Annotated in this window: 17 protein-coding genes; 11 read left to right on the top strand and 6 right to left on the bottom strand. The window is 58.5% G+C overall.

Annotated features, from left to right (window positions below):
- Positions 1-51 precede the first annotated feature (51 nt).
- The 7 genes from B9Z40_RS07985 (at position 52) to B9Z40_RS08015 (ending at position 7,118) form a co-directional block, all read left to right on the top strand.
- Positions 52-666 carry a LysE family transporter gene (locus B9Z40_RS07985; protein ID WP_100172666.1) on the top strand — a complete coding sequence of 205 codons (615 nt, stop codon included), beginning with the start codon at positions 52-54 and terminating at the stop codon, positions 664-666.
- A 40-nt stretch (positions 667-706) separates the two neighbouring features.
- The gene (locus B9Z40_RS07990; RefSeq protein ID WP_100172667.1) at positions 707-1,324 is read left to right on the top strand and encodes a LysE family translocator; all 618 of its coding nucleotides are present in this window, start codon (positions 707-709) and stop codon (positions 1,322-1,324) included.
- A 64-nt stretch (positions 1,325-1,388) separates the two neighbouring features.
- Positions 1,389-2,159, top strand: coding sequence for a ParA family protein (locus tag B9Z40_RS07995; protein ID WP_100172668.1), 771 nt, complete (start codon positions 1,389-1,391; stop codon positions 2,157-2,159).
- Positions 2,143-2,703: an RBBP9/YdeN family alpha/beta hydrolase gene (locus B9Z40_RS08000; RefSeq protein ID WP_369823420.1), complete on the top strand. Its 561-nt coding sequence runs from the start codon at positions 2,143-2,145 to the stop codon at positions 2,701-2,703. The genes B9Z40_RS07995 and B9Z40_RS08000 overlap by 17 nt, the downstream gene beginning before the upstream one ends.
- Positions 2,704-2,705: 2 nt before the next feature.
- Positions 2,706-3,623, top strand: a complete 918-nt coding sequence (locus tag B9Z40_RS08005; protein WP_100172670.1) for a ParB/RepB/Spo0J family partition protein — start codon at positions 2,706-2,708, stop codon at positions 3,621-3,623.
- 82 nt (positions 3,624-3,705) lie between these two features.
- On the top strand, positions 3,706-5,379 hold the full coding sequence (locus tag B9Z40_RS08010; protein WP_143473938.1) for an ATP-binding protein: 1,674 nt from the start codon (positions 3,706-3,708) through the stop codon (positions 5,377-5,379).
- A complete protein-coding gene (locus B9Z40_RS08015; protein ID WP_100172672.1) occupies positions 5,376-7,118 on the top strand; it encodes an ATP-binding protein in 1,743 nt (580 codons plus the stop codon). Before B9Z40_RS08010 ends, B9Z40_RS08015 begins: the two co-directional genes overlap by 4 nt.
- A 37-nt stretch (positions 7,119-7,155) precedes the next feature.
- Here B9Z40_RS08015 and B9Z40_RS08020 read toward each other — a convergent pair whose 3' ends face one another.
- Positions 7,156-8,583 (bottom strand): FAD-binding oxidoreductase, encoded by a 1,428-nt coding sequence (locus B9Z40_RS08020; protein WP_100172673.1) that lies wholly within the window; start codon positions 8,581-8,583, stop codon positions 7,156-7,158.
- A 140-nt stretch (positions 8,584-8,723) separates the two neighbouring features.
- Here B9Z40_RS08020 and B9Z40_RS08025 point away from each other — a divergent pair, with 140 nt between their 5' ends.
- The 4 genes from B9Z40_RS08025 (at position 8,724) to B9Z40_RS17385 (ending at position 12,910) form a co-directional block, all read left to right on the top strand.
- Entirely contained in the window at positions 8,724-9,284 is a 561-nt protein-coding gene (locus B9Z40_RS08025) for a cob(I)yrinic acid a,c-diamide adenosyltransferase (protein ID WP_100173000.1), read from the top strand.
- An 87-nt stretch (positions 9,285-9,371) separates the two neighbouring features.
- Positions 9,372-11,465: an acetoacetate--CoA ligase gene (locus tag B9Z40_RS08030; protein WP_100172674.1), complete on the top strand. Its 2,094-nt coding sequence runs from the start codon at positions 9,372-9,374 to the stop codon at positions 11,463-11,465.
- A 146-nt stretch (positions 11,466-11,611) separates the two neighbouring features.
- Complete coding sequence (locus tag B9Z40_RS08035; RefSeq protein ID WP_100172675.1) at positions 11,612-12,742, top strand: ATP-binding protein; 1,131 nt, start codon at positions 11,612-11,614, stop codon at positions 12,740-12,742.
- A 39-nt stretch (positions 12,743-12,781) separates the two neighbouring features.
- Entirely contained in the window at positions 12,782-12,910 is a 129-nt protein-coding gene (locus B9Z40_RS17385) for a hypothetical protein (RefSeq protein WP_255408262.1), read from the top strand.
- On the opposite strand, the gene B9Z40_RS08040 is transcribed toward B9Z40_RS17385, so the two are convergent.
- From B9Z40_RS08040 to B9Z40_RS08055, 5 genes are all read right to left on the bottom strand, one after another.
- Complete coding sequence (locus tag B9Z40_RS08040; protein ID WP_100172676.1) at positions 12,891-13,235, bottom strand: hypothetical protein; 345 nt, start codon at positions 13,233-13,235, stop codon at positions 12,891-12,893. The two genes, B9Z40_RS17385 and B9Z40_RS08040, sit on opposite strands and share 20 nt — an antisense overlap.
- A gap of 13 nt (positions 13,236-13,248) precedes the next feature.
- On the bottom strand, positions 13,249-14,226 hold the full coding sequence (gene dapD / locus B9Z40_RS08045; protein ID WP_100172677.1) for a 2,3,4,5-tetrahydropyridine-2,6-dicarboxylate N-succinyltransferase: 978 nt from the start codon (positions 14,224-14,226) through the stop codon (positions 13,249-13,251).
- A gap of 78 nt (positions 14,227-14,304) precedes the next feature.
- Complete coding sequence (locus tag B9Z40_RS17335) at positions 14,305-14,478, bottom strand: BrnA antitoxin family protein (protein ID WP_233204830.1); 174 nt, start codon at positions 14,476-14,478, stop codon at positions 14,305-14,307.
- A 5-nt stretch (positions 14,479-14,483) separates the two neighbouring features.
- Positions 14,484-15,200, bottom strand: coding sequence for a hypothetical protein (locus tag B9Z40_RS17340; RefSeq protein WP_233204831.1), 717 nt, complete (start codon positions 15,198-15,200; stop codon positions 14,484-14,486).
- A gap of 89 nt (positions 15,201-15,289) precedes the next feature.
- A complete protein-coding gene (locus tag B9Z40_RS08055; protein ID WP_233204832.1) occupies positions 15,290-17,146 on the bottom strand; it encodes a hypothetical protein in 1,857 nt (618 codons plus the stop codon).
- Positions 17,147-17,280 lie beyond the last annotated feature (134 nt).

The raw sequence follows: 17,280 nt of genomic DNA on the forward strand, positions 1-17,280 counted from the left end.
GTGCGCCAAGGCATCACTTACACTCAGCCCATTCCCCTTTAAAGAAAACCCATGTTTGGCATCTCGGATTACGGTGCGTTTGCCGCTGCTTTTGTGCTTCTGCTGTTCTTGCCGGGCCCTGGCAACTTGGCCTTGATCAGCTCGGCCAGCAAGGGTGGCTTGTCGGGCGGGCTGGCCTCGGTCTTGGGTTTGTTGGTGGGCGACCAGATGTTGTTGTGGCTCACGGTGGCTGGTGTGGCTGCCTTGCTCCAGACTTTGCCGCTGGTTTTCATGGCTTTGCAGTGGTTGGGTGCTGCCTATTTGATGTGGCTGGGTTACAAAATGATCACGGCCAAAGCGGGGGAAGGCCCCAGCATTCAGATCACACCTGGACATTACTTCCGCGAAACCATGCTGATTACCTTGCTCAACCCCAAGGCCATCATGTTTTACTTGGCCTTTTTCCCACAGTTCATTGATCCGGTTCACCACCAAGGTTGGATCACTTTTGCGGTGATGGCTTTGACGATCGCTGTGCTGGGTTTTGTCTATTGCTTTGGTGTGGTGCTGGTGACCCATTTCATGGCCGAGCGCATCCGCGCCAACCCCAAGGTGTCCGGTGTGTTGCAAAAAGTGGCGGGCCTGTGCCTGATCGGTTTTGGCCTCAAGATGGTGTTGACCAAGTAATGTGCGGCGCTTGACCTGCTTGTTTTTTCGAAAGCTTTGAATGTTCTTTGGTATCTCTGACTACAGTGCGTTTGTTGCCGCCATCGTGTTGTTTCTGGCTATTCCGGGGCCGGGCAATTTGGCGCTCATCACCTCGACCAGCAAAGGTGGTGTGACCGGTGGTTTGATGGCCACTTTGGGGGTGATTGCGGGTGATCAGGTGCTCATGTGGTTGGCGGTGGCCGGGGTGGCGGCGGTGTTGTCCACTTACCCTTCGGCTTTCACCGCTATTCAATGGTTGGGCGCTGCCTACCTCGCTTGGCTGGGCTTCAAAATGCTGTCGGCCAAGCCCGGTGATGCGCCCGTGCTGAACATTCGGCCTCGGCAGTACTTTCAGCAAGCTTTGGCCATCACCTTGCTCAACCCCAAAGCGATTGTTTTTTACATGGCGTTCTTCCCTTTGTTTGTGGACCCCCAAACCCATTTGGGCATGATCAGCTTTGGCGTGATGGCCGCGACCATTGCGGCCTTGACCTTTTTGTATGGCTTGGGCATGGCTTTGCTGACGCACCATTTGGCCGAACGCATGCGCGCCAACCCCGTGGTGGGGCGCGTGCTGGAGAAGGTGGCAGGTCTTTTCTTGGTGGGTTTTGGCCTCAAGTTGGCTTTGTCCAAATAGCTTTAAGTAAAACCCAGACACCGACCCGCACTGTCCTACGAACTGATTAACCTGAGCGCAATTTATGGCCACCATTTTCTGCATTGCCAACCAAAAAGGGGGGGTGGGTAAAACCACCACCACCGTCAACCTGGCCGCTGGTTTGGCCAAGGTGGGGCAGCGCGTGCTCTTGGTCGATTTGGACCCTCAGGGCAACGCCACCATGGGGTCGGGCATCGACAAACGCACGATCGAGCTGAATGTCTACGACGTGTTGTTGGAGTCGGCCACCATTGCCGAAGCCGTGGTCAAGGCCGAAAAATGTGGCTACGACGTGCTCAGCGCGAACCGCGAACTGGCGGGAGCCGAAGTGGAGTTGGTGCAGCTGGAACACCGCGACCAGCGCCTGAAAAACGCCTTGAAGGTGGTCGATGCCGACTACGATTTTGTGCTGATCGATTGCCCACCTTCGCTGTCCATGCTCACGCTCAATGGGCTGTGTTCGGCCCATGGCGTGATCGTGCCCATGCAGTGCGAGTACTTTGCGCTGGAAGGCCTGACCGACTTGGTCAACACCATCAAACAGGTGCACGCCAACCTGAACCAAGACCTGAAGATCATTGGCCTGCTGCGGGTCATGTTTGACCCGCGCATCACGTTGCAAATGCAGGTCAGCGACCAGCTCAAGGCCCATTTTGGCGACAAGGTGTTCAACACCGTGATCCCACGCAATGTGCGCTTGGCAGAAGCGCCCAGTTACGGTTTGCCGGGCGTGATGTTTGACGCTTCAGCCAAGGGCAGCCAAGCCTATGTCGAGTTCGCCCGTGAATTGGTGCAACGTGCGCCCACGCTCTGATTTTTTGGCCGCGCCTTCGGTGTTGCTCTTGCCCGGCTGGCAGGGCAGTGGCCCCGGTCATTGGCAAATGCACTGGGCCCGCACGCAAGGCTACGCCGTGGTCGAACAAAACGACTGGCTGCACCCTTTGCGCGGCGATTGGTTGGCTCGCTTGGACGAGACGGTGATTGACGCTCCGGGCCCGGTGGTGTTGGTGGCGCACAGTTTGGGCTGCATTTTGGTCTCGGCGTGGGCGGGTGTCTCAAGGCACACGGCCCGCGTGCGCTGTGCTTTGTTGGTGGCGCCCGGTGACACCGAAGCGCCCGAGTTGAAAGACCGTTTGCCCGGCTGGTCGCCCATCGCGCGCCAGGCACTGCCATTTCGCAGCATTGTGGTGGGCAGCCAAAACGACCCGTATTGCACAGCACAGCGGGCCCAAGCTTTGGCCCATGCCTGGGGCGCCCGATGGGTGGACTTGGGCGCTGCCGGGCACATCAACGCCGACTCTTCTTTGGGCGACTGGCCAGGAGGCCAGGCGCTTTTGCAAACACTTTTGAAGGATTGACCATGGTCACCAAAAAACCCAAAGGCCTTGGCCGCGGACTTGAAGCCTTGTTGGGCCCCAAGGTGCAAGATGCTCCCGCTGCCGACATGACGGCCGAAACGGGTGTGCCCACCCAGCTCAAGCTTGAGCAGATGGTGGCGGGCATGTACCAGCCGCGCACCCGCATGGACGAGGGCGCTTTGTACGAGCTGGCCGAATCCATCAAGGCGCAGGGCATCATGCAGCCTATTCTTGTGCGCTTGCTTTCCGAAGGCGAGAACGCGGGCAAATACGAGATCATCGCGGGCGAACGGCGTTTCAGGGCCAGCAAGTTGGCGGGCCTGGCCTCTGTGCCTGTTTTGGTGCGCGACGTGCCCAACGAGGCTGCTGCGGCCATGGCCCTGATTGAGAACATCCAGCGCGAAGACCTCAACCCACTCGAAGAAGCCCAAGGCTTGCAACGCCTGATCAAAGAGTTTGGGCTTACTCACGAAGCGGCCGCTCAGGCCGTAGGTCGCTCGCGCAGCGCGGGCAGCAACCTGCTGCGCTTGCTCAACTTGGCTGAGCCCGTGCAGTCCATGCTCATGGCGGGCGACCTGGACATGGGCCACGCCCGTGCGTTGTTGTCTTTGGACAAAGCCGCACAAATCACCGCAGCCAACCAAATCGCGGCCAAAAAAATGTCGGTGCGCGAGGCCGAAAGTTTGGCCAAAAAGCTGGGTGCCGAGTTCAATCTGGTGACGCAAAAGCCCAAGAAAGAAAAGTCACGCGACATTCGCCGGGTGGAGGAAGAGCTGTCGGACCTGCTCATGGCCGAAGTCGAGGTGCGCGTCAAAAAGCGCGTCAAGCGCTTGGGCAAGATGGAAGAGATGGGCGAGTTGAGCATCCAGTTTGGCTCACTCGACGAGCTCAATGGCCTGATCGAGAAGTTGCGCGGTTAACCCTGTGCCAGTGCCCGCAAAAAAATGGTCAAAAGCCTTGTGGCGAACATTGTTTCGCCCAGATGGTTTTTTGCGTCAAGAGATGCTGACCATTTATTTGTTGTTGGTTTGTTTCACCACTTTTTTTGGCTATTGCTTCACACCCGTTGAGCAGGTGGCCCAGGCCAATCTGGTGGTGTCTGTGTTGTCGCTGTGCTTGTTGGCCGTGGTGCGCGTGCGCAGCATTTTCAACAGCTTGGTCCATGCCGTCACGGCCTTGACCGTGTTGCTCACGTTCTACACCGCCCTGCAAACGGGTGGCATCAACTCGACCGCCGTGGTTTGGCTCAATGTTTTGTCGGTGCCGGTGCTCTTGATGTTGGGGCGGCCCGCCACCCTGGTGTGGATCGGGGTCATGCTGCTGTCGATCTTGGGTCTGACCTTGGTGACTTGGTTGGGTGGGGTGAGCAGCCACGTCAACGTCTCTTCGTCGGTGGTGACGTGGGCCTATTTGAACCACGTCTTGGCGCTGTTGAACCTGATGATGGGCGTGCGCATTTATGAACACCTGCACCAAGTGCAGTTGCGCAAACTCAACCAGCGCAACGATGCGCTCAAAGCCACACACGAAGCGTTGATTCGGGCGCAGGCGCACAAGGACGAATTTGTGGCGGCTGTCGGGCACGAATTGCGCACCCCCATGAATGTGATTTTGGGATTCAATGGTGTGCTGCACCGGGAGTTGGCCGATGATCCCGCGCAGTTGGCCGTGGTGGGACACATTCGCCGCTCCACCGAGCATTTGTTGCAAGTGGTCAACGACATCCTGGATTTCTCGCAACTGCAGGCGGGCAAACTGCGTTTGAACCCCGTGGACTTTGCGCTTCAGGCTTTGCTGGATGAGCTGCGGCAACGGCACATTGAAAAAGCGCAAGCCAAGAACGTGACGCTGCAATTGACCTTGGACGCCAACTTGCCTGCACGACTGCACGGTGACCGCAACCGTTTGTTGCAGACGCTGAACAACTTGGTCGACAACGCCGTCAAATTCACGCCCCAAGGGGTGGTTTTGATCGCGGTGAAGGCCCGAGGCGACCGTTTGCGTTTTGAGGTGAAAGACTCAGGCCGGGGCATCCCCCTTGAGCGTCAACAGCACATCTTCAGGCGCTTTGAGCATGCCGATGTTCAAACCAACCGCGCCTATGGCGGCACGGGCTTGGGCTTGACGCTGTGCGAAAAACTGGTGACCCTGCACGGCGGGCAAATCGGTGTGGACAGCCAAGAAGGACTCGGGGCACTTTTTTGGTTTGAAATCCCGTTGCAAGCGGCTCAAGCGGTGGACTGGTCGGTGCCCATGACAGACGACGGCTTGACCGATGAGGCTCTGCACATGTTGGTGGTCGACGACAACAAGGTCAACTTGATGGTGGCCCAGTTGCAATTGCAAAAATGCTGGCCCAAGGCTTCGATCACCACGGTCGACAGCGGTGCCAAAGCCCTCAGTCTGATGGACCAGCAGCTGTTCGATGTCGCCCTGATCGACATGATCATGCCGGACATGGATGGCATGCAAGTCACGCAGCAAATTCGCCAGCATTTCCCGGCCATTGCAGCCAACATGCCCATCTTGGCGCTCACGGCCAACACCAACCCTGTGGACCGTGAACGTTGCTTGGCCGCAGGCATGAACGATGTGCTGCACAAGCCCATGGACGCGGTGGTGTTGATGGCGACGGTGGGTCGTTACGTCAGACTCGCCCGGGAGGGCTTGCTGTGAACCTGATCGCCTTGATTCGCCAGCATCTGCCAGCTTTGGTGGGGCGCCTGCCTGTTCGGTACCAGCAGGGCAAGATGCCCTATGTGTTTTTCTTTGTGGTCGTGGTGATCGCGGTTTTGCTGACCTATGCGCTGATCAGCCCCTACCCCTATGCCGTGGTGAGCTTCAGCAGCTTGGCCTTTTGCTTGGCCTTGCTTTTGGTGCTGGTCAACCAGGGGTTTTCCTTGAACTGGGCCGTCCATTTGGGGACAGGCTTGGGGGCACTTATTTTGTTTTATGCGGTGTGGGCCGCGGGCGGTGTTCACTCTCCTCGATTGGCTTGGCTGTTGATCTTGCCCCTGACGCCTTTCTACGTGATTGGTCGGCGCGCTGGAACTTTCTGGCTCTTGGCGGTGATGGCGCTGCAAACGGCGATGTTGGTGGCCAACCATCTCGGTTGGGTGCAGCCTTTTGAGACCGGCATGGCGCACGTTCTGTCTTCCCTCGTCACCTATTCTTTGGTGACGTGTGTGCTGATTGTGGTGCCTTTGATGTACGACCACCTGTACCGCCAAGCACTTGAAGAAAGCCGCAACTACCAGCGAGAACTGGAGCTCAGGCGTGAAGAGCTGGAACATACCGCCCTCATGCGTGAGCATTTCATCGCGACCGTGAGCCATGAGTTGCGCACGCCCATGAACGCCATTCTGGGCTTCAACGCCTTGCTGCTCAGCCGTGTGCAGGACAAACCTGAAGCCCTGAACGTGCTCAACCACACCCGCCAGTCGGCCGACCACTTGATGACGGTGATCAACGATATCTTGGATTACTCCCAGCTGCAGACCGGTGAGTTGGTCATACAGCCCGAAACCTTTGAGCTGCGGCTTGTGGCGGAACATGCGTTCGAGCTGTTCAAGCCACGCGTGGAAAGCCTGGCGCTGGATTACCGCCTGGTGCTCGACCCCACCTTGCCTGTCTGGGTGCATACCGACCGCCACCGCTTGATGCAAGTGCTGGTCAACCTGCTGGGCAACGCGCTCAAATTCACCCACCAAGGCTCGGTGGTGCTGCGGGTGGATAAGCTCGATGCTGGCGTGACTTTTTCGGTCCAGGACACTGGCATCGGCATTGCCAAAGAGCGGCAAGACCAGATTTTTAAACGCTTCACCCAAGCCGAGAACGACACACAAACGCTGTACGGCGGCAACGGACTGGGCCTGGCGATTTCGCAAAAAGTAGCGCAATTGTTGGGCGGCGAAATCGGCTTCGAAAGCGAGCCGGGTCAGGGCTCACGCTTTTGGCTGCGTTTGCCCTTGACGGCTGCCGCAGCGCCGCTCAAGTCCACCGAAAAGCAGCATCACTTGTTGCAAAGTGCCGATCGCGCATGGACCTTTTTGGTGGCCGACGACCACCCCGTCAATCGGCTCTTGCTCAAGCAAGTGTTGCAAAACGCATGGCCTCACAGCGTGGTGTTGGAGGCGGTGGACGGGCAAAAAACCCTGGACGTTTTACGCGCGCAAACGGTGGACATGGTTTTCATGGACATGGTCATGCCGGTCATGGACGGCATCGACGCCACGCGGCTCATCCGCCAAGAGCCGTTGGCGCGTATCAGCCAAGTGCCGGTGTTGGGCCTGACCGCCAACGTGAACCCACTGGATCTGGAGCGGTTCATGCAGGCTGGCCTGAGCGGTGTGATGCTCAAGCCATTTGAGCCCGCACAGCTGTTCGAGCGCATTGAGCAGTTGTTGGTGCCTTGACCGCCTGATCTGCTGGATCGATGGTCTTGGCGCGCCCTCACATTGAGAAAATCTTCCCCGGGTTCATGATGTTGTGCGGGTCCAGTGCCCGCTTGATGGTGCGCATCATGTCGACTGCGCCTTCACCGGTTTCGGTGCGCAAGAAGTCCATCTTGTGCAGGCCAATGCCGTGTTCGCCAGTGCAGGTGCCACCCAAGCGCAGCGCGCGGCTGACGAGTTGTTGGTTCAGCGCCTCGGCCGTTTCGCACTCTTGGGCATTGTTCGGGTCGATCAAGTAGCCGAAGTGGAAATTGCCGTCGCCCACATGCCCCACTAAGAAGTAAGGCAAGCCGCTGGCATCGGTTTCGGTGATGGAGTCGAGCAGGCAATCGGCCAAGCGGCTGATCGGCACGCAGGTGTCGGTGCTGATGGCACGGCAGCCAGGGCGGCTTTGTACAGCCGCAAAGTATGCGTTGTGGCGTGCGGTCCAAAGGCGGGTGCGTTCTTCGGGTGTGGTGGCCCATTCAAAAGCGTTGCCACCCATGTCGCTGGCAATTTCTTGCACCGTTTCGGCCTGCTCTTTGACGCCCGCAGGCGAGCCATGGAATTCCATCAACAGCAGCGCTTCTTCGCGCAGGCCCAGCTTGGCGTAGGCATTGACCATGCGCACGGTGTTGTGGTCGATCAGCTCCACGCGGGCAATCGGAACGCCCAGCTGGATGGTCTGGATCACGGTGTGCACCGCGGCCTCGATGCTCGGGAATGAGCAAATGGCGGCCGAGATGGCTTCGGGCAAAGGGTAAAGGCGCACGGTGATTTCGGTCATCACGCCCAGCGTGCCTTCGCTGCCCACCATCAGTCGCGTCAGGTCGTAACCCGCACTGGATTTTTTGGCACGGGTGCCGGTGCGGATCACTTCACCCGATGAAGTCACCACTTCAAGGGCCAGCACGTTCTCGCGCATGGTGCCGTAGCGCACGGCGTTGGTGCCACTGGCGCGTGTGGCGCTCATGCCGCCAATCGTGGCGTCGGCACCAGGGTCGATCGGGAAGAACAGCCCGGTGGACTTGATCTCTTCGTTCAGTTGCTTGCGCGTCACCCCCGGCTGCACCGTCACCGTCAGGTCTTCGGCGTTGATGGCCAGCACCTTGTTCATGCGCGTCAGGTCGATGCTGATGCCGCCTTGCACCGCCAGCAAATGGCCTTCGAGCGAAGAGCCCACGCCAAACGGGATCACCGGCACCTTGTGCTCGGCGCACAGTTTCACCGCATCGGACACGTCCTGGGTGTTTTCGGCAAACACCACCGCAGCCGGTGGCGGCACATGCGTGAAGGCCGATTCGTCGCGGCCATGTTGCTCGCGGATCACCAAAGCGGTGGAGCAGTTGTTGCCGAAGCGGGCTTTCAAGGCCGTCAAAAAGGCTTCAGGCACGGCACGTTGGGCAACTTCGGGGGCCAGGTGAGCGGCGGGGGTGGGGGCGTTCATGGTGTCTCCTGATGTGGCGAGCGGACCCCGCCATGCATGCTGAACGGCAGTTTACGCCGCAATTAGAGGCCTTGCTGTCCGCTGTCAGACAAGTTGCAGGCACTTGGCAGACAATCTTGGCCAACAAAGAGGTTTACACCATGGGCAACCGACTCACACAAATCGCCACCCGCACCGGCGACAACGGCACCACCGGGCTTGGCAACAACCAGCGCGTGTCCAAAAACAGTTTGCGCGTGCACGCCATGGGCGAGGTGGACGAGCTCAACTCCCACATCGGCTTGCTGCTGTGCGAAGACATGCCAGCTGACGTGCGCGAGTTGCTGGTCGAGGTGCAGCACCAGCTCTTCAATTTGGGCGGCGAGCTGTCGATTCCCGGCTTTGAGCTGCTCAAAGAAGAGGCCGTGGCGGCCTTGGACGAGGCCCTTGAGAAATACAACGCCCAGCTGCCCAAGCTTGAAGAGTTCATCTTGCCCGCAGGCACACGCGGTGCGTCGCAAGCCCATGTTTGCCGCACCGTGGCGCGCCGTGCTGAGCGCGCTTGTGTGGCGCTGGGCAACGAAGAGGCCCTCAACGACACACCGCGCCAATACCTCAACCGCTTGTCGGACTTGATGTTCGTGTTGGCCCGCGTGCTCAACCGTCTGAACGGTGGCGACGACGTGTACTGGAAGAGCCAGCGCATGAAGTCCGCCGAGTAAGACGCCAGACCCGACCTGTCACCTAGGTGTACGTTGGCGGGTTTGACCGAGTGACAACGGGGCACACCCGCTGATAACCTCGGCTTCATGAACACTGCTGTCACCCCAAGCCAAGCGCCGTACCTGCCCCAAATTCGCTTGTACCAAGACTGGTTGCGCGACCAGCGCGGCCTGACTTTTGCCACTTACAACGACCTTTGGCGCTGGTCCGTGACCGAGTTGGACGCGTTTTGGCAAAGCATCTGGGATTACTTCGATTTCCAGTCCCCCACACCCCACACCGCGGTGCTGGCAGGCAACGTGATGCCCGGTGCCAAGTGGTTTCCGGGTGCCCAAACCAATTACGCCCACCAAGTGCTGCGGCATGTGCAGCCCGCGCACGCAGCGGGGCTTTTGGCGGTCATCAGCCACAATGAAAAAGGTCTGCGCCGCGAGATGACCTGGCCCGAGCTGCGCCGCCAAGTCGCCGCCATGGCGCTGCACCTGCAAGCGCAAGGCGTGCAGCCGGGTGACCGGGTGGCCGCCTATTTGCCTAACATCCCCGAAGCGATGGTGGCGTTTTTGGCCACCGCCAGCGTGGGCGGTGTGTGGAGCATTTGCGCGCCCGACATGGGTACCAACGCGGTGCTCGACCGCTTCAAGCAGATCGAACCCAAGGTATTGATCGCAGTCGACGGCGTGAGCTACGGCGGCCGCGACTTTGACCGCATGGACGTGGTGCAAGAGTTGCAAAACGCCTTGCCCAGCGTGCAACACGTCATCATTCATGAGAACTTGGGCACACTCGATTTGACCAACTGTGATGTGGGCGCCAGCGTGCAGATGTCCGTCATCACGGCGCGTGACGATGCCCAGGTGCAAGCGTTTGAGCCCTTGTGGTTGCCGTTTGACCATCCGCTGTGGATTGTTTACTCCAGTGGCACCACCGGCCTGCCTAAGCCCATCGTGCATGGCCACGGCGGCACCGTGATCGTGGCTTTGGCCAATAAAATTTTGCACAACGACATCGGCTGCAGCTACCAAGCCAACAGCTTTGGTGAGCGCTTTCACTGGTACAGCTCGACCGGATGGGTCATGTGGAACGCGCAAGTCGCGGGTCTGCTGAACGGCGTGACCTGCGTGATCTATGACGGCAACCCCGGGGGCAGCAAAGACAACGCCGACTGGGGCATTTTGTGGCGCATGGCCGCTGAAGAAAAGGTCACTTTCTTTGGCGCAGGCGCGGCTTACTTTGCCAACTGCCAAAAAGCGAATGTGGACATTTCTCGTTGCGGCGACTTGTCGCGGGTACGGGCTTTGGGCACCACGGGTTCACCCCTGTCACCCGAAACCCAAAGCTGGGGCAACGAGCAATTCAAGGCCATCGGCACCGACATCTGGTGGTGCAACATTTCGGGCGGCACCGACTTTGCGGGCGCCTTTGTGGGTGGCCACCGCGAGCTGCCGCAAGAGCCCGGCGTCATGCAGTGCCGCGAACTGGGCTGCGCTGTGGAGGCTTGGAATGAAGCGGGTGAGCCCGTCATCGGCGAGGTGGGCGAGTTGGTCTGCACCCAACCCATCCCCTCCATGCCGCTGTTCTTTTGGGGCGACCAGAACAACGCCCGGTATTTGGCCAGCTATTTTGAGATGTACCCTGCAGGCCACGGCCGCCAACCCGGCGGTGGCGATGGCCCGGCCAGCATGGGTGGCGTCTGGCGTCATGGCGACTGGTTGCGCATCGGCGACGCACAAGGCGTGGGCGAAGGCTGCGTGATCTTTGGCCGCAGCGACGCGACCATCAACCGCTACGGCCTGCGCATGGGCACCAGCGAGCTGTACAGCGCGGTTGAGGCCTTGCCCGAAGTCATGGATTCGATGGTGGTGGACTTGGAATACTTGGGCAAAGAAAGCTACATGCCCCTGTTTGTGGTGTTGCGCCCCGGCACGACCCTAGACGATGCACTCAAGGCCAAACTCAACAACGCCATCAAGGTGGCGCTCAGCCCGCGGTTTATCCCGAACGAGATCTTCCAGGTGGCCGAGATCCCGCGCACCCTGTCCGGCAAAAAGCAGGAGCTGCCGACCAAGAAACTCATGCTCGGCCAGCCGCTCGAAAAAGTGGTCAACCGAGACGCCATGGCCAACCCGGGCTGTCTGGACTGGTATGTGGAACTGGCCAAGCAGCATTTGGCCAAGGCCTGATACCGCCTGCCACTGACCTGAGGGCTGGAAACCCTCAGGGATCTTTGCGCAAGCCATGCACCTTGGTTGCAACTTTTATTCAGTGTTTTGAAAAAAAGTCGCGACTAATTTGCAATGTACTTTAAAAAAGTCGCAAAATAGCGGGTATGAAACGCTATCTCGATGACCGTGTGCAGGCCGATTTGGCCCACAAAATGGTGTTCCTCACTGGCCCGCGCCAAGTGGGCAAAACCACGCTCAGCCGCCAGCTCATGGCGCAGCAAGGCGGCCAATACCTGAATTACGACGTGCCAGCCGACCGGGCGCTCATTCTGAACCAGCGTTGGAGTCCCCAAGCGCCGCTGCTGGTGCTCGATGAAATCCACAAAATGCCCGACTGGAAGGCCTGGCTCAAAGGCGTGTACGACGGTAAAGCGGCCACCCAGCAGCTGTTGGTCACGGGCAGTGCCCGCTTGGACACCTTCAGGCAAAGTGGTGAATCGCTGGCGGGGCGCTTTTTTGGTTTGCGTTTGCATCCCCTGTCGGTGCGCGAATGGTGCGAGCAAACCGGGGCCACACCCGATGCTGCACTGACCCATTTGCTCGAACGCGGTGGTTTTCCTGAGCCCTGCTTGGCCCCTGACAACGAACAGGCCGAACGCTGGCGCAGGCAATACTTTGATGGCCTGGTGCGCAACGACGTGTTGGAGTTTTCGCGCATCCAGGAGGTCAACGCCATCCGTTTGTTTGCCCAAATGCTCCGCTCGCGTGTGGGTTCGCCCCTGTCGCTGGCCAGCATGGCAAGAGACTTGGCCGTGTCGCCCGTGACCTTGAAAAAGTACCTCGACATTTTGGAGGCGCTTTACATCGTTTTCGTGGTGCGCCCCTTTCACGACAACATCGCCCGCGCCACGCTGCAAACCCCCAAAGTCTATTTTTACGACACGGGCCTGGTCGAAGGCGACGAAGGCCTGCGCTTTGAAAACCTGGTGGCCACAGCCCTGCTCAAGCATGTGCAATGGCAGCATGACGCTCAGGGAAAAGAAACCGGTTTGCACTACATTCGCACCAAAGACGGCGCCGAGGTGGACTTTGCGTTGAGCGACAAAAATCAGCTCACTCAGCTCATCGAATGCAAGTTATCTGACGAAAAACCGCACCGCGCCTTGCAACGCTTTGCCCGGGAAAAAGCGCCGCTACAGGCTGTACAGGTGGTCCGCAACGCCCGGCACAACTACACGCTGGGCGATATCAAGATCGCGGTAGCGCACGAATTTCTGAACGGTTTAGCGGCTTGAGGGCGTGACAGGCGATCCAATTTTGGCAAAGCGCTGCCGATGACGGCCGCATCAGTGCTGAATTCCGTGAGCTGGCCCGCATTAACGGGGCGCTGGTTCAGGGGCTTTGAAGCCGTGCCGCAGGTGCGTGAAAGCGACCTGCCAGCCATCAAGGCGTTTGGCGTCTGAGCAAACGCAAAAACGGTGCCAGTGCAACGCTTTTGACACGGCCAAACAGGGCAAGCAAGCGGGTGACCAGAGCCCCTCTTTGGGCAAAAATGCGGCGCTGCGGATCGGCCTGTGGTTTGGGCAAATTCCAGCGGCTTCCTGGGCCCCAGATGCTGGTCACCACCAAATGAAGTGCTGCCAACAACAGCAGCACTTGCAAGCCAAACAGGAAGACAAAGCCCCACGCAAGGTCTGACCACAGCTTGTGCATCAGCCACATGACGGAGGGCAGCAACAAACTGGCCAACGCGGCCAGCTTGACGCTCGGGGAAAGCCGTTCCAGCATGGCTTCAACGGCTTCAGTTCTTGTGCAACTCAGCGTTCAACTCGCCCCAGCTCTTGTTGCGTGGAATGGCGTGCAAAGCGCCTGACTGTGAATCGCGGCGGAACAAGATGCCGTTTTTGCCTGACAGCTCCTTGGCTTTCATCAGGCTGCCGTCTGGCAGCTGCACGCGGCTGCCGCCGGTGATGTAGCAGCCGGCTTCGACCACGCAGTCGTCGCCCAGCGAGATGCCGATGCCGGCGTTCGCGCCCAGCAGGCAGCGCTTGCCGACCTTGATGACCTCTTTGCCGCCACCCGACAGCGTGCCCATGATGGACGCGCCGCCGCCGATGTCGCTGGCGTCATCGACCACCACGCCCGCGCTGATGCGGCCTTCCACCATGCTGGCACCCAAGGTGCCCGCGTTGAAGTTGCAGAAACCTTCGTGCATCACGGTGGTGCCGCTGGCCAGGTGCGCGCCCAGGCGCACGCGGTCGGCGTTGGCAATGCGCACGCCCGATGGGATCACGTAGTCGGTCATCTGTGGGAACTTGTCCACGCCTTTGATTTCCAGCACTTGGCCAATGGCGCGGGCCTTCATGCGGGCAGCAGGCACTTCGCTCACGGCGCAAGGGCCAAAGTTGGTCCAGGCCACATTGGCCAGCAGGCCAAAGATGCCGGTCACGTTCGCGCCGTGCGGCTGAACCAAGCGGTGGCTCAGCAGGTGCAGGCGCAGGTAAGCGTCGTGCGTGTCGGCGGGTGCATCGGCCAGCGATTTGATCTCGGTGCGCACAGCCACCACGGTGGTGCCGCGCACGGCGCAGGCGCTCAGCGCCTTGGCCACGTCAGCGCCCAAGGCCGCCACAGCTTCAGCTTCGGTCAGGCGGGTGCTGCCGCTGGCGGCGATGCCATCGGCCAATTCGGGGGCTGGGAACCAAGTGTCCAGCACGGTGCCGTCAGCGGCGAGGGTGGCCAGGCCCGTGGCGCGTGCGCCGGTGGTTTGGAAAGTGCTCATGGTGTTGCTCCGAAAAAATGGCCCGCAGTGCCTGCGGGCCGTTGGAAATCTGAAGACGTGATTATCGGGGATGGCGGATTAAGGTCTCGAATGGCTGGCCACATATTGGCGCAGCACGCTGTCCATGAGCGACTGCCAGCCTTCGCCCGTGGACTTGAAATAGGCCAGCACCTCGGGGCTGTAGCGCACCGAAACCAGTTGTTTTTTGTTCTCGGATTTAGGGCGGCCGCGCAAACTTTTGAGTGGGACCATTGCCTTCAATTGGGTGGGCGTGAGTGGCTGCGCATCCGGATCGCTCCGTGCTGCAGCGGTGATGGCCTTGTCCTCTTGCACGCTGGGCATGCGCACTGTGGGGCGCTTAGAAATTGTCGACATAGTGTTTTACCTCGCGTCGATTGGCACGGCGAAGAGGGGTTCAACGCGGATTCCCAGTCGAGTTCAACGGCCATGCCCAGTGGCAGACCATGTTTGATCTGGTTGGAAGCGTCTTTGGCTGGGTCGAACTCGATTTGCATTGTATTTGTGTAGCTACTGAAAATCAATGCTTCACCGTAAAAACCCCAAACTGAACACCTGCGGCGCAGCTTGTTGGTCAGGGCTTGGTAGGCCTGCTCAAACGGTGTGAAGTTGACGGGGGCGGTGTCGCCGCTTTTGTTGCGTTCGGCCAGGGCGTTGCGGATTTGGTACCAGCCGACATCGGGGCGGTTGAGTTTGTATTGGTCGCGTACGGTGCGCACGTCGGTGTGGGCAAAGTAGGCTTTCCACAGGGTGCGGCCCGCATCCAGCACGGCGGTGGCTTCTGCGGAGAGGGTTTTGTTCGCCAGGTACTGAACCATGAAGTCGGACTCGAAGCGGTCGGGCGCGTCTACCTCAGCTTCGGTGTAAGGGATGAAGTGGTTGACGATGGACCACTTTTTGCCGTTCCATTCGAGGTCGTTGGCGCTGGCGGTTAGGTTGCTGCCGTTGAACAGCATCCAAATCAGGCAATCGGTTTTGAACTCGTCCGTCAGCGGCTCTGTCGGTTGCAGGAATTGATCGCGGTCGTTCAGCCAAGTGGGTTTTACTAATCGACGGACAGAAAAAACAATTGCAGCCTGCCAAAAATTATTGGTTGTGACAAAGAAGGCACCAGCACTGCAAAAACCTGATGACAACAACGCAGTTCCCTGGCCCGCACCTTGTAAATCATTGCTGTCGCACAACATGCTGCCAATCGCACCGTCAGCCCATTTTGTGCCGCGCACATCTTTTGTACTGGTAGTTGGAGAAAGCGCATTTTCAAAGGTAAAGCATCTACAGTATTCGCACGAGGTCGTTGAATCCAAGAATTCAGAAATCGTTCTTTTGGGATGTTGTGGAATAACTTTTCGCCTATGGCATTTGCATCTCGATTCATGACATCCACCCGTATCTGGGAGGGAAACTCACTTAACAGTGGCTGAGTTTTCCAGACCAAGAATCCGATGGGGAAATTTCCACTTAAGCCATCGAACGCTTTGCTGTGGACAATGAAACCGCCCAGATATTGGGCGTACCAATTTGCACGAAAACTTTCAACATTAGGAGCGTTCACATACTTCAACTTGCTAAACATTGCCACTGTTGCAGATGGGATCTCCCTTTGAACCCGAACAACGAATTGCGTGAATAACTCCCTGTTGGCGTAGCCTTGGTTGGTTGAAAAGCTCGCAATTTTTGTGGTCGCGATATCGGTCTTCGCGCTCTTGTTCAGCGTATTTGCCGATTCGCCATAAGGCGGATTGATCAACACCAAAATCTTCTTCCCCTCCGCAATCGCTTTGCGCAATGCGGCTGGCACCTTGTTGCTCAAGCTGTAATCAATCTGCCCATCGTCGGTGATGTCGTCGTTGAGGTAGTCGTATTGAAAGCGTTGCGCCGACACGCAGGTCTTGGTGGCTTTCATCACGTCGATGTCGGCTTGGTCCAGCGTGCTCATGTAGAGGTTGCGCGGGTTGCTGTGTTTGACTTCCAAGTTGCCCACGCCGCAGCACATGTCCCAGACGATGTAATCCTTTTGCCAGTTAGCGCCCAGCGTTTCAGTCAGCTTGTCATAGGCTTTGTCCACCACATGCAGCGGCGTGTAATACGCGCCCTTGAAGCTGCGTTCGTCGTACGGAATCAAACTGTCGCGGCGCTCGAGCAGGTAGTCGCGGTATTCCGATTTGGGCGGGCGGTGGTAAATGGCCCAAAACTGCCGGTAGCCTTCTTTGTTGCCCAGGTCAAAGTTTTTGCCTTTGAGCGAGAAGATGGGTGCGCCGTTTTTGTGCATCAACTCGGCGGGCAAATTGGCGTGTGTGGACACGGTGCCGTCGTGCATGATGTCCGCGAAAAACAGCAGGGCGTAGTCTTCTTCGCTCACGCCCACGATCTCGCGGCCCACCATGGCCACCCATTTGTCGAACACCTGTTTCAGGTTGTCCGGCGTGATTTGCGTGCGGATGATGTCGCCCGACTTGATCGCCGCTTTGACGGTGCTGATGAACTCGTCTTCGTGCGTCTTGATCCTGAACGACACAAAGTAGGTGCCGATGTGGGCCGAGATGTCGTCCAGCGCTTCTTGGGTGAACTGGCTGGCCGACTTGCCCCATTGGATGGTTTTTTTGGCCAGAAAAGGCAGCACATCGTCGCTTTTCATGATGGCCGATTTTTCGGTGTCGATCACCGCCAAAAAGGGGGGCACATGCTCGCCTTTGTTCAGCGCCACCTGCACGTAATGCAGCAGCTGGGTGAACATGGCGTAACTGGAGTGGCGGTCGGTGTCTTTGGCCTCGAACCAGATCTCGCGGCTCTGGATGTCGATCAGGCCTTTGGTGTAACCCTTGAGGCCCAAGGCCTTGATGTATGCGTCTTTGACGTCTTCTTCGCTCTTGGCGGCTTGCAGCTGGGTGTAGAGGCTCACGACTGACTGTGTTGATTAAAAAACCAACATTGTCATTGAGTTAAGTAAATAAGTACTCTTAATTTGTAACTTATCGTTCGCTCTACAAAATGGACTCAGCGAATTTTGGACGTCGTGATCATTGGGTCTGACGT

The sequence above is a fragment of the Limnohabitans sp. 15K genome (assembly GCF_002778285.1).
Lineage (GTDB): Bacteria > Pseudomonadota > Gammaproteobacteria > Burkholderiales > Burkholderiaceae_C > Limnohabitans_A.

What these genes read in the sequence shown, in the direction of transcription:
- B9Z40_RS08005 (WP_100172670.1), top strand. Translation starts at nt 2,706, where the DNA reads ATGGTCACCAAAAAACCCAAAGGCCTTGGCCGCGGACTTGAAGCCTTG.
- B9Z40_RS08010 (WP_143473938.1), top strand. Translation starts at nt 3,706, where the DNA reads ATGCTGACCATTTATTTGTTGTTGGTTTGTTTCACCACTTTTTTTGGC.
- B9Z40_RS08025 (WP_100173000.1), top strand. Translation starts at nt 8,724, where the DNA reads ATGGGCAACCGACTCACACAAATCGCCACCCGCACCGGCGACAACGGC.
- B9Z40_RS08020 (WP_100172673.1), bottom strand. Translation starts at nt 8,583, where the DNA reads ATGAACGCCCCCACCCCCGCCGCTCACCTGGCCCCCGAAGTTGCCCAA.
- B9Z40_RS07990 (WP_100172667.1), top strand. Translation starts at nt 707, where the DNA reads ATGTTCTTTGGTATCTCTGACTACAGTGCGTTTGTTGCCGCCATCGTG.
- B9Z40_RS17385 (WP_255408262.1), top strand. Translation starts at nt 12,782, where the DNA reads ATGACGGCCGCATCAGTGCTGAATTCCGTGAGCTGGCCCGCATTAACG.
- dapD (WP_100172677.1), bottom strand. Translation starts at nt 14,226, where the DNA reads ATGAGCACTTTCCAAACCACCGGCGCACGCGCCACGGGCCTGGCCACC.
- B9Z40_RS07985 (WP_100172666.1), top strand. Translation starts at nt 52, where the DNA reads ATGTTTGGCATCTCGGATTACGGTGCGTTTGCCGCTGCTTTTGTGCTT.
- B9Z40_RS08040 (WP_100172676.1), bottom strand. Translation starts at nt 13,235, where the DNA reads ATGCTGGAACGGCTTTCCCCGAGCGTCAAGCTGGCCGCGTTGGCCAGT.
- B9Z40_RS08030 (WP_100172674.1), top strand. Translation starts at nt 9,372, where the DNA reads ATGAACACTGCTGTCACCCCAAGCCAAGCGCCGTACCTGCCCCAAATT.
- B9Z40_RS17335 (WP_233204830.1), bottom strand. Translation starts at nt 14,478, where the DNA reads ATGGTCCCACTCAAAAGTTTGCGCGGCCGCCCTAAATCCGAGAACAAA.
- B9Z40_RS07995 (WP_100172668.1), top strand. Translation starts at nt 1,389, where the DNA reads ATGGCCACCATTTTCTGCATTGCCAACCAAAAAGGGGGGGTGGGTAAA.
- B9Z40_RS08035 (WP_100172675.1), top strand. Translation starts at nt 11,612, where the DNA reads ATGAAACGCTATCTCGATGACCGTGTGCAGGCCGATTTGGCCCACAAA.
- B9Z40_RS17340 (WP_233204831.1), bottom strand. Translation starts at nt 15,200, where the DNA reads ATGCTGTTCAACGGCAGCAACCTAACCGCCAGCGCCAACGACCTCGAA.